We start from the raw sequence: 11,809 nt of genomic DNA on the forward strand, positions 1-11,809 counted from the left end.
GGGGTGACAAATGGCGACGAACGCCGAATTGCAGGTTTGGTTACGAGAGGCTCAAAAGGCCCTCCACGAGCTATTGACCGGCAAAGGCGTCGCCGAGGTTCGTGATAGCAACGGCGAGTCCGTCCGCTATACGATGGCAAACATCTCCCGCCTTCGTCAGTATATCGAAGACCTCAAAGCTCAAATCGCTGGACAGCCGACAACTCCGCATCGTGTCATGAGGCCGACGTGGGGATGAGGGCGGCTGTTGATCTTTCAGACCTGATCGGTACTGCTGCTGATGTCTCCACAGCGGTTGCCGATGCGGTGCAACCGCCCGGTGCTACGGCGGCAGCATCGGGCGGTGTAGCTTATGATGGCTCATCGAAACTCGACAGGCTCGCTCGTTGGCAGCCTGCGATCCGGTCAGCCGACGCTGAAATTCTTCCTGAAAAAAGTAACCTTGATGCCCGGTCGCGCGACACCATTCGGAACGATGCGTTCGTATCTGGTGGCGCTGACATCTACCGCGATTCCATCGTTGGTTCCCGCTATCAACTCAACGCTCGCCCTGAGACCAAAGTGTTGTGGGGCAAGGAAGATGCGAAGTGGGAAGAGGAGTACCAGGAGGAAGTCGAGACCAAGTTTATGCTGTGGGGCGAAAGCCAGCAAAAATGGCCAGACGCCGCTCGCATCAATACCTTTACAGCGCAAGTCCGTCTTGGTGTCTGCACGTTCTTTGGCGGCGGTGAAGTTCTGGCAAGCGCCGAATGGATGCCGGCCGATGGTCGTCCGTATCGTTCCGCCGTGCAGATGATCGATCCTGATCGCCTCTCCACTCCGATGGACAAGCTGATGCAGGACTGGTCACGCATTCGCAATGGCGTTGAGCGCGATCGTCGGGGTGCTCCGATTGCGTATCACATTCGGAACTCTCATCCGAACGACGGCCCCTATCACGATTTCTCCAACCTCTCGGAGATGAGCTGGACGCGGGTTCCCGCCCGCAACCGGTGGGGTCGTCAGATGATCCTGCACATCTATGAACAGGATCGCCCCGACCAGTCTCGCGGCATTTCCGATATTGTTTCGGCACTGTCCGAAATGAGAATGACGAAGCATTTCCGACGGACAGAGCTGGAACGCGCCGTTGTCGCTGCCAGCTACGCGGCCTCGGTCGAGTCGGAAATCCCTGACGATGTGCTGGCAGCCCTCGGCGGGCAAGACCCTAAGGGTAACGCCACCGTAGAGTGGATGACCGCGTATCTCGATGCAATTGCGGCATACAATTCGAACGCAACGAACTTGCATATGGACGGAGCGAAGATTCCCGTCTTCGCGCCGGGCACCAAGCTCAAGATACAAAACACCGGTGCGACCGGGCCACTTGGTGACAAGTACGAACAGAGCCTTCTGCGCTACATTGCAGCGGCGCTCGGGCTTTCCTACGAGCAGTTCTCGCGTGATTTCACGCAGACGAACTATTCGTCGGCTCGAGCATCTATCGGCGAAACGCAGAAGGGCATGAACGCCAAGAAGGCAATCGCGGCCGACGGCGTTGCCAACTTCATTTACCGCCTCTGGCTCGAGGAAGCGATCAACAACAACGACATCGAGTGCCTCAAGCGAAAGAACGTTCCGCTCTTCTACGAGGGTTTGAACGCTGAAGCCTATTCCGCCTGCGAGTGGATCGGTGCCGGGCAGGGCCAGATCGACCCGCTCAAGGAAACTCAGGCTGCCGTTCTCAAGGTGAAAAGCGGCTTCTCAACGAAGGAAGCTGAGATCGCGAAGATGAGCGGTGGCGACTATCGCCGCGTCGCGCGTCAGATCCAGCGCGAGCGCGAACTGGACACCTTTTACGGCAATCCATCGATCTACGACAGCACTGACACCAAGGACATGGAGAACTCACTGTCCGCCACACCAAGGGAAGGAGAGGCGGCGTGAACGCAATTCTCGCACGTTTTCAGGACAGCACTGCCCTCGTAGCCGAAACCCGTGGGTCGTGGCTTGAGGCCTGTGCCCACATGGCGTCTGACCATCTTGTCGAGATCGATAAGGCTGCGGCAAACGACAACGATTTCTGGCTCAGCGAAGAGGACTGGCGAGCCCGTTACCGGCCCTACAACGTCAAAAACGGCATCCTCTACGTGCCTGTGCAGGGTGTTCTCGTCAATAACTTCCCATGGACGATCGGAAGCTGGATCACCGGCTACGAATACATCTATCAGGCCATCAAACGTGGCCGTGACGATAGCGATGTCAAAGCCATTGTGCTGGTCATCGACTCCGGTGGCGGCATGGTCTCGGGCAACTGGGACCTTGTCGACTACATCTTCGAGACTCGAGACCTCAAGCCGATCCGCGCGGTCGCCGCTGAACACGCCTATTCCGCCGCTTACAACATCGCCGCCGCGACCAGCCATATCACCGTCGCGCGCACCGGGGGCGTAGGTTCAATCGGCGTCATCATCACTCATTTCGAATATTCGGAATACCTGAAAAGCGCGGGCATCAAGGTCAACATGATCCGCTCCAAGCCCGGAAAAGCGCAGGGAAATTCCCTTGAACCGCTCTCCGAGGAAGCCCGGAAAAAGTGGAAAGCAGAGGTGGATGAACTCCACGAACAATTCGTCGCCATGGTGGCGAGGGGTCGAGGCATGAAGGAAGAGGCGGTCGACGATACCGACGCGCAGACCTTCATGGCTCGTCAAGCCGTCGAGATCGGATTGGCCGATGCCATCGGAACTCTCGACGACGCTGTAACGGCCCTTGAGGCCACGTTCTCACAAGAAGGAGAAGAACCAATGGCCGAAAATAAACAGGCCGAACACGAAGCTGCGGTTGCTGCCGCACGTGCTGAAGGTGTCGCAGAAGGTGAAAAGACCGGCGCCGCCAACGCGATTTCCCGCATCAACGCGATCATCGGCTCCGACGCTGGCAAGGTACGGCCCAACGCCGCGCTGAATGCCGCCCTCAAGACATCGATGTCTGCTGATGAGGCGACGGCGTTTCTGGCCTCGCTGCCGGAAGAAGCGAAACCCGATGCGGCTGCCACCACGCAGCCCGGTGCAGGTGCACCCGCTGGCATGTTCACCGCCGCCATGGATGGCAGCACGCAGCCGAACATCGCTGCTGGTGCCGACACCAATGACGACACCCAGGCAACCGATGTCGACAAGGACCGAGCGCTGATCCGCGGCTACGGCCTCGCCGGCTTCTCTGACAACAAGGAGTAAACCGCGATGGCAAACATTACGCCTCCCTATGCAGATCCCGGCCGCGCAGCGTTCGAGGAACTCGACACCTACCTGCAGAACCATCTGCTGGCAGGTTCCCACCCGGAACTGGCGCCGGCCTATTCGTTCCCGATTCCGCTGAACGCGAACTACGCGCAGTTCACCGTTCTCGGCCTGAACGAAACCGGTGAACTGGTGCCGGCCGTTACCGGAAGCGCCAGCCCTGACGATGACGTGCAGGCCATCGGCGTACTTGCCCACGCCGTCTCGCGCGGCGGCGCTGGTTCCCCGGCCGTCAACGGTCAGGTGTTCTACTCCGGCTGCTTTAACCAGGACGCGCTCGTATGGGACGACTCTTTCAGCACGGATGCGCTGAAACAGGCGGCCTTCCGTGGTGCGCCCACTCCCACCACCATCATCGTCGCCAAGCGCGCGTAACAGGAGGCTTCAATGGTCGCTCAGACCCAACATCTCGAACTCTGGGACACCAGCCGCTTCCTTGGCGTGTTCCGCGATATCAAGCCCGATCCGCTCTACTGGACTCAGTGGTTCCCCTACGAACTGCGTTCCAACGACGAATGGATCGATTTCGAAAAGATGCCGGTGCAGGGCCGCAAGCTCGCTCCGTTCGTCATGCCGCTCGCTCGCGGCGAGTCGGTCTACGAAGACACCGGTACGGCTTTCCGCTTCAAGCCGGCGTACATCAAACTGGAAGACCAGGTCGACCCGCTCATGCCGCTTCGCCGTCGTGTCGGTATCGACGCGAACATGTCTCAGATGCCCGTGCAGCTCACGCCGATGCAGCGCCTCACGCTCATCCGCGCTGCCATCGCCGAGAGCCATGTTCGTGCCATCAATCGCCGCTGGAACTGGATGGCAGCGACCGCGCTTCGCGACGGCAAGGTCACCATCTCTGGTGAAAACTACCCGACCACGCTCGTCGATTTCAAACGCGCACCGAACCACACCATCACGCTCGGTGCCGGCAGCCGTTTCGGCGAGGCCGGTGTTTCGATCGTCGACTTCTTCCAGTTGGTGATCGACCGGATGGCGACGGCAGACTTCGGCGGCGTCCCGGTTCGTGCGACCATGGGCGGCGGGGTTTGGGCCATCATGCGTAAGGATGCGGAGTTCAAGACGCACCTGGACCTGAACCTGAAGGGCGGGAACATCACCTACGAACGCGGCCTCGTTTCCGGCGATCCGGTGTTCAAAGTGGGTGAAATGACCATCGGTGGCGGTTCTGGTCAGTCGATCGAGCTTTGGGTCGACAATTCGACCTACATCGATCCGCAAACCGGTGCAGCAGCGCGCTACATCGGCAATCACCAGATTCTCTTCACGAGCACCGCCGAGGCTGTCAGCGGTACTCGGGCTTTCGGCCGGATCATCGACAAGAAAGCCGGCTACGAAGCTCTCCCGATCTTCCCGAAGAACTGGGAGCAGCCGGGCGACTTGGAAGTCGAATACATCACCCACAAGTCGGCTCCGCTGTTCGTTCCGATCAACCCGAACGCGACTCTCTTGGCCAACGTCATCGCACCGTAACCAGCGGGCGGCGTCGGCTCATAGAGCATACAGCATCCCCGTGCAGGGGATGCTTTTTCCCATCAACAGGAGACTGAGATAATGGAATACGGTTTCACGCTTCACAGCATCCGTCGGAAGGACGAAGAGCTTCCCGTCGGCAAGGTCGAGAAATTCACCAACGCAGATTACAAAGACATGCTTCATCTCGGCGCAGTTCGAAAGCCGACTGCCGACGAGATGAAGCTTTACAAGCTTGCCAACCCCGACGAGGAAATCGATCTCGACAGTGACGAGACCGGCGCCGACGAAGGCAAGTCGGGCAGGGGAAGGGCAAGGCAAAAAGCGACGCCGACGAAGACTTCGGCATCCGGAACCGAACCCCCTGCATCGGGCGAGGGTACGCCTCCTGCGGCTGGCGAAGGCGAAAGCGGAGCACTCGTCTGATGAACTGGCGGGAAAGGAAGCGAGACCTCCTGCTTCCAGTCCATGAAACCTTCTCGATTCCCGCGGTGTATCTCACCCACGCCGCGGGAATTCCCGTGCCCGTTAATATCCGGCTGCACCAACGGCCTGCTGTTCTTGAGGCGCAAGTTGAAGATGGAACCGGGCAGATTGTCGATATCGTCGACCGGGTTATCTTCAAAGTCGCGGAAGTGACCAATGTGGTGACAAGCGCCTTCGTCATTCTCAGCGATTCCGAGGCGTACATTACCGGCCCGAGCCGCCCCGAACGGGAGGGTTTCGTATGGGTCGAAGTCCGGAACGCTACGAAAGCGGAACTGGCAAGCTTACTCGCTCAGGCCGACACCTCGGGCGACGCGTGGAGGGGCATCCCGCCATGGTCGCAGCAGTAATTGCCATTGAATTCGATCAGCTTTCGTTCGTCGACGAAATGACGAACACGACCGAATTGGCGTTGGTCCGCGCGCTTAACACGACAGCGACCCGTGACCGCACCAAGTTCGGTCGTGCTGCCCGTGACCAGGTAGCATTTCCAGCATCTTACGTTTCTCCTTCCAGCAAGCGCCTTTGGGTGAAGACGAAGGCGAAACGTAACGCGCTCGAGACTGTGATTGAGGGTAGGGGTTCGGCCACGTCGCTGGCCCGCTTCACGAAGCAAAAACCACTGGCCGGTGGGCAGCGTCACAAGGGCGGGAAGATCAATGTGACGGTGAAGCCGGGGCAAACCCGATCCATTCGTCGGGCATTCCTCATGCGCCTGAAGAACAACAACGTCGGACTCGCTGTCCGAACAGATGGGTCGATGCCAAAGGGCGCATACAAGCCCCGGTCGTTGGGAAAGAACCTGTGGCTTCTGTATGGCCCCTCGGTCGACCAGGCGCTGCGATCGGCCTCCGATGGCGGCGGTATTTATGAGGAGATGACGCCTGAGTCATTGGAATTTCTCGAAAAAGAGTTTTTCAGACAGTTGGAGCTGTTGAATGGTTGATCCTTTTCGCCTGCGGGCCATGAAGCAATTGAGCCTCTGTGTGAAGCAGGTCAATCCAGCGAACGGCTGCGAATTTGACCTGTCCGATTTCGTGGATAGCGCTGGCCGAGCTGCTGAACGTGTTTTCCGCGGACGGACGCTGTTCGGTGACAACGATCCTCGTCCCATGGTCGTGCTGCTTGAGGATCCGCGCCCGGCCGACGCCGTAAACGGTACTTCGACATCGCCCGCAGCGGCAAATCAGTTCCGCGTGCTCATCCAGGGTTTCGTCGAAGATGATCGCGAACATCCGCTCGATCCGGCCTACAGATTGTCCGCCGAGATCATTAGGGCGCTGGTGCGTGCCAAGGCAAATCGCTTCGATATTCTCGGACTTGGAAACAAAGCGCCGTGCGTAATGTCGCTGTCGATTGGACAGCCCGTACATCGCCCACCGGACGACGAGGTGTCGAGCGTGGCCTACTTCCTCATACCCGTCACCCTCGGCCTTGCCGAAAACCTTGAGACGCCTTTCGCGTAGCATAAAATCACGTTATAGTCGCAATACTCAAAAGGAGAGCAATTCATGGACATGCAATCCCGCAATCTTACACTCCCGAGGGGCTCGCTGCTTTTCGCAAAGTACAAGCCCGGCACGCAGACACCCGGCCCGTTCCGCGAACTCGGGAACTGCCCGGAATTCACGCTCACGCGCGAGTCGGAGACCCTTCCTCACTACTCCTCGCGGCAGGGCCTGCGTCTGATGGATGAGGAAATCACCATCGAGTCTACGCTTACTGGCGCTGTGACGATCGATGACATGAAGGCTGAAAACGTCGCATATTTCTTCATGGGCGATGTCGCCAACGTCACTGTGACGGCCGGCACCAACCAGGTCGAACTGTTCGCTGATGTGAAGGCAGGTGACCTGTATCAGCTCGGCTTCAGTGACGCCAATCCTTCCGGTGCTCGCAAAGTCACCACTGTTGTCGCTACTGACGGCGCGGCGACTACACCAGTCACCTTCGATGTCGACGACGATTACATCCTGGATGCGGAACTCGGCACGGTTTACATCCCCGTCGGTAGCGCTGCCATCGGTGGCGACCTTGAAGTGAGCTACGGCGTTGCGGCATCGACTCGGGAGCAGATCGCGGCAGGTGAGACACAAGTCGAAGGGGCCCTTAAGTTCATCTCGAACAACCCGGTCGGTCCCAACGCCGACATGATCTTCCCCCGAGTTCGCCTGTCTCCGAATGGTGACCTAAACTTGATCCTCGATCCGGAATCGAACGAATGGCAACAGTTGCCGTTGTCGATCAGCGTGATGAAGAAGGGCAATCAGGCGCTCGCGTATCGCGACAGTCGGCCTGCAGCGTAAGGGATCGACATGGATCAGTTGGAGACACTGATACTGCCGAGCGAGACCGTGAAAGTTGGGACCCAGTCCTTCGAAGTTCGCGGTCTCGCCCTTGCGCATATCACCCGCATCATTCGAGAGCATCGTAGCGTCTGCTCGGAGCTTTACACGAAAGCGATCGGTGGAGAGCTGACGGGAAGCGTCGAGGAGATCGCGTTAAGCATGGCCGATGATTTCGCACCGCTGGCCGCGATCACCATTGCTTGCGGAACCGGCAATCCGAAATCGGCGGCGAAGGCAGCGGACTTGCCGCTCAGCGTCCAGATCGATGCCCTCGAGAAGATCATCAATCTCACTCTCGTAGCGGAGGGTGGCTTGGAAAAACTCATGGAGATCGTCGTTCGGGCGATGGCGGGCGCGGCAAGCCTGACATCCCCGAAAGCCTGACAGACTGGGTAGAGGGTGTCCACCGCCAGGTGAGCTTGCTGCTCGACCACGGACACCCGTCAGCCTGGTTCTACCCGGTCAGTAAGGTTTTTGCAGAGGCTCGCTTCGTGGTCGACAGGATCAACGCTCAGATGGCAAGCGAAGCAGCCCTTCTGCAAATGGCGATCTCCACAGTTCCAAATCAGAGCGTGAAGAAGGCTTCGACCAAGAAAGCTCAAGAGGCTTTCCAGTCGCAATTGAAGGTGCTGAAGAATGGCGAGCCGTGAAAGAGTCGTCGAATTTGCCGTCAAGGCTCGCGATGAATATTCGAAAGTTCTCAGGAATCTTGAGCAGCAGCAGAAGCGCCTTTCAGCTTCGGCTGCTGCTCAGAATCGGCGTGCCGTCATCGGGGTTGCCAAAGGCGAGATCGAAACCGCCGTCGCGAATTACAAGCGTCTCAACAGCGAGGTCGATCGCTACCGTGCTGTGCAGGCCAATGCTGCCCGCACAGGGGCTTTGTCCGCAGCGGAATTGCGGGAACTCGGCGATACGATCAAGCTGGTGCGCGATCGCTCTCGCGAAGCCATGGGAGCGCTGCAACAGAAACGCGCGGCGCTCCAGCAAATCAACGGTGAGGCTCGCGTAGGCTTCGCGAGTTTCAGCCGGCTTGCGACAGAGATGCAGCGCGGTGCCGTTGCGTCTACAAACGAGAGCGTTTCGCTCGTCAACACGACTGCAGAATTGAATAAGCTTACGACGGCGTCGAAGAAGGCGGCCGCTGCGCAGGGTTCGCTCGGTGACCGGATGGATTCCGTTACCAATGCAGGCGGGACCAAAAAGGGCTCCCGAGCAGGCGGCGATCCCGAAGATATTCTGGTCTATGGTCTACGTCCTTGGCAATTGACGAACCTTGGCTATCAGGTCAACGACGTGGTGTCGGGTCTGGCCATGGGGCAGGCGCCGTTACAGGTGCTGGCACAGCAGGCTGGTCAGTTCGCGCAGATCTGGCCCAACGTCATGGTGACCGTCGCACGGTCTATTCCGCAGCTCGCAATGCTTGGCGTCGTTCTGGCTCCATTCATCTCTGCGGCGATGCGCCTCAAGGAAGCCGGCGATTCTGTCGAATACTTCCAGAAAAAACTCGCTCTCTCGGCCGACGGCTATCGTTATACCGCCGAGGGCCTGACCGAGATTACCGATAAGATCAAAGATATGGGTGTCTCGATCGACGACGCCCGTTCGCTGGTTGCCGGTTTTGCGTCCGAAGGCATCTCAGGTGGTCGGTTCGCAGGTCTCGCGGAGCTTGCCAAGAACCTCGATGCTGTGACCGGAGAGGGCGTGGTCGAAGCTGGCAGGAGGGTTTCTGCCGCGTTCAGAGGCTCGGTCGACGACGTTCGCGCACTGGATCAGGAACTGAACTTCCTCACGGCGTCGCAATACGAGCAGATCAAGGCGATGGATGCGAATGGCAATCGCGCGGGCGCATTGGCCATGGCGCAGGATGTCCTCCGTACCAAGCTTGAGGGAACGAAGAAAGAGGCAAGCGACTGGGCGAAAGCCGTCGATGAGATGCGTGCCGCTTGGGATGAGCTTGTCGGTGCGCTTGAGGACAGCGGCATTATTCAGTTCGTAACGCGTGAGATCAACTATTTCGGTCGCGACGTGAAGAACTTCACCCGTGATATCCGGATCGCCACGAAGGCCGTGCAGGGAGCGTTCGAAGACCAGAGTGTTGGCGACCGTATTTCTGAACTGCGGCAGGCGATAGCTCTCGAAGAGAAACTTCGCGAAGGTGGCATCTCGACCGGTTCTGCGGGCATGACCGGAGTTGATAATCTTGCCGAGATGAAGGCCGAGCTTAGTGACTTGCTCGGCCTTCAGCGCGAGATTGCCAAGGTCGAGCGTGAGCGCAACGTCGAAACTGCCGCTATGAGCAGAGAATCGGAAGCGCAGAGGAAGGCTCAGACCGACATCAATGCTGCCGTTGAAAAGGGTCTCGACAGCATGCGTGAGGAGGCGTCTGCAGTCACGCTCACCAACCGCGAGCGGTTTGTCGAAGAGAAGTTGCTGAAAGCGCGCAACGACGCTCTGGAGCAGGCGAAGAAGCTCAATCAGGAATTCCTCGGTCTCACGAAAGAGCAAACCGAGGCGATCCGCCAGCAGGCTGGCGCGCTCTACGATGCGCAGAACCGAAACTTCGAGGCGCAGTACACGGCGGAACGAGGGACGCCGCAGGGCCGCCAGATGGAGGAACTGATCGCGGCGACTGTCAAGCTCGCGGAGCAGATGGGCGTCAGCGCGAAGGATTTGCTCACTGCCATGTCTTACGAGACAGGTGGAACCTTCGACCCTTGGAAGGCAGGCCCCACGACGCAGAACGGTCAGCACCGTGGTTTGATCCAGTGGGGCGAACCTCAGGCCGCCCGATATGGCGTGACTGCCGAATCCACGATCTCGCAGCAGATCGAAGCAGTTGGAAAGTACCTTGCAGATGCCGGCGTGAAAGCTGGCGACGGATTGTTGCAGATTTACGCGGCCATCAACGCGGGCAATGCGAAAAACATCAATGCCTCGGACGCCAAGAACGGTGGCGCACCTGGTACGGTGCTCGACAAGGTCAGCGAGCAGATGGGCGGCCACGAGGCGAGGGCGCAAGGGCTTCTCGCAGCGTATGCGGGAACCGTTGAACATGCGACCAAACTTGCGCAGTTCGATAAGGATCGCGCGCTCGATCAGCAGGAATATCTGACGGATTACCAGAAGCGCGTCGAGCAGCAGAAGTTCGAACTCGACTTGATGTCCAAGTCCGCTCGCGAGGCAGCCATTCTCAAAGCAGTTCGCGATGAGGAGAACCGGGCGCGGGAAACCGGACTTCAACTGACGAAAGAGCAGCGCGCCGAAACGGAGCGACTGGCTGCGGAAGAATTTGACCGGAGCAACGTCAATCGCGAAGTGAACGAACTTCTCGAACAGCGTTCCCTGTTGCTTGAGCGCATGGATCTTGCGCAATCGAGCGGCGACCAATCGCTATTCGTGTCAACAGCGACCGAGCTGGACAACGTGAACACGAAGCTCAACGAGGCTATCGCATCCGCCATCGCCTTCTGGCAGGCTATGGGTGGAGAGGGTGCGGCCAATGCCATCAGTCAGTTGCAGAACATGCAGATTACGATTGGCCAGTCGACCGATCGCATGAAAACGCAGTTCCTTCCGACGGCCGAGGACATCAATGATAAACTTGCCGATATCGGAAGCAATGCGTTCAGCGCGTTTGCTCAAGCCATTGCGAACGGTGAGAACGCAGCCGACGCATTCTTCAACGCACTGCTCCAAGGGATTTCCGAATTCCTGATCGAGATCGGGAAGGCGATTATCAAGCAGGCCTTGTTCAACGCATTGACTGGTGGCGTGTCTTCGGGCGGGGGTGCAGGCGGTGGAATCGGAGGTCTTCTCTCCGGACTGTTCAGCGCCAAGCACAGTGGCGGCATCGTGGGTCAAACCACCCAAACCCGCCGAGTCAATCCGATGGTCTTTGCGGGCGCGCAGCGCTACCACGGTGGCGGTATTGTAACCGACGGACTGCGTCAGGGCGAGGTTCCTATTGTTGCTCTCGAGGGCGAGGAAGTTCTGACAGAGAACGATCCCCGTCATTCTGCGAACGGTGGCGGTGGCAAAGCCGTCAATCTGAAAGTGGTCAATGCCTTCAGTGCCGAAGAGGTGCTGGAAGCTGCCCTTTCGAGCGTCGCGGGGGAACGGATATTGACCAACTGGATGACCCGCAATTCAAATAAGGTCAACGGTGCTCTCGGTCGATAGTTCGTTGCAAAATTACTCTTATTGTGAGAA

13 protein-coding genes are annotated in these 11,809 nt (G+C 58.6%); all 13 read left to right on the top strand.

Annotated elements, in window-relative coordinates; translation table 11 throughout:
* Positions 1–10 precede the first annotated feature (10 nt).
* Positions 11–238 carry a gpW family head-tail joining protein gene (gpW, locus tag ACQZ5F_RS04020; protein ID WP_187772398.1) on the top strand — a complete coding sequence of 76 codons (228 nt, stop codon included), beginning with the start codon at positions 11–13 and terminating at the stop codon, positions 236–238.
* Entirely contained in the window at positions 235–1,926 is a 1,692-nt protein-coding gene (locus tag ACQZ5F_RS04025; protein ID WP_448731247.1) for a phage portal protein, read from the top strand. The genes gpW and ACQZ5F_RS04025 overlap by 4 nt, the downstream gene beginning before the upstream one ends.
* Positions 1,923–3,218 (top strand): S49 family peptidase, encoded by a 1,296-nt coding sequence (locus ACQZ5F_RS04030; RefSeq protein WP_448731172.1) that lies wholly within the window; start codon positions 1,923–1,925, stop codon positions 3,216–3,218. Before ACQZ5F_RS04025 ends, ACQZ5F_RS04030 begins: the two co-directional genes overlap by 4 nt.
* 6 nt (positions 3,219–3,224) lie before the next feature.
* Positions 3,225–3,656, top strand: coding sequence for a head decoration protein (locus ACQZ5F_RS04035; RefSeq protein WP_448731173.1), 432 nt, complete (start codon positions 3,225–3,227; stop codon positions 3,654–3,656).
* 12 nt (positions 3,657–3,668) lie between these two features.
* Entirely contained in the window at positions 3,669–4,766 is a 1,098-nt protein-coding gene (locus tag ACQZ5F_RS04040; RefSeq protein WP_448731174.1) for a major capsid protein, read from the top strand.
* An 81-nt stretch (positions 4,767–4,847) separates the two neighbouring features.
* Positions 4,848–5,192 carry a hypothetical protein gene (locus tag ACQZ5F_RS04045; protein WP_448731175.1) on the top strand — a complete coding sequence of 115 codons (345 nt, stop codon included), beginning with the start codon at positions 4,848–4,850 and terminating at the stop codon, positions 5,190–5,192.
* The gene (locus ACQZ5F_RS04050; protein WP_448731176.1) at positions 5,192–5,602 is read left to right on the top strand and encodes a hypothetical protein; all 411 of its coding nucleotides are present in this window, start codon (positions 5,192–5,194) and stop codon (positions 5,600–5,602) included. The genes ACQZ5F_RS04045 and ACQZ5F_RS04050 overlap by 1 nt, the downstream gene beginning before the upstream one ends.
* Positions 5,587–6,198 (top strand): hypothetical protein, encoded by a 612-nt coding sequence (locus tag ACQZ5F_RS04055; protein WP_448731177.1) that lies wholly within the window; start codon positions 5,587–5,589, stop codon positions 6,196–6,198. Before ACQZ5F_RS04050 ends, ACQZ5F_RS04055 begins: the two co-directional genes overlap by 16 nt.
* On the top strand, positions 6,191–6,718 hold the full coding sequence (locus tag ACQZ5F_RS04060; RefSeq protein WP_448731178.1) for a hypothetical protein: 528 nt from the start codon (positions 6,191–6,193) through the stop codon (positions 6,716–6,718). Before ACQZ5F_RS04055 ends, ACQZ5F_RS04060 begins: the two co-directional genes overlap by 8 nt.
* Positions 6,719–6,763: 45 nt before the next feature.
* Positions 6,764–7,558 carry a phage tail tube protein gene (locus ACQZ5F_RS04065; protein ID WP_448731179.1) on the top strand — a complete coding sequence of 265 codons (795 nt, stop codon included), beginning with the start codon at positions 6,764–6,766 and terminating at the stop codon, positions 7,556–7,558.
* A gap of 9 nt (positions 7,559–7,567) precedes the next feature.
* Complete coding sequence (locus ACQZ5F_RS04070; RefSeq protein WP_448731180.1) at positions 7,568–7,984, top strand: phage pre-tape measure protein; 417 nt, start codon at positions 7,568–7,570, stop codon at positions 7,982–7,984.
* A 35-nt stretch (positions 7,985–8,019) separates the two neighbouring features.
* On the top strand, positions 8,020–8,250 hold the full coding sequence (locus ACQZ5F_RS04075; RefSeq protein ID WP_448739311.1) for a hypothetical protein: 231 nt from the start codon (positions 8,020–8,022) through the stop codon (positions 8,248–8,250).
* A complete protein-coding gene (locus tag ACQZ5F_RS04080; RefSeq protein WP_448731182.1) occupies positions 8,237–11,779 on the top strand; it encodes a phage tail length tape measure family protein in 3,543 nt (1,180 codons plus the stop codon). Before ACQZ5F_RS04075 ends, ACQZ5F_RS04080 begins: the two co-directional genes overlap by 14 nt.
* Positions 11,780–11,809 lie beyond the last annotated feature (30 nt).

The organism is Agrobacterium sp. 22-210-1 (assembly GCF_053522525.1).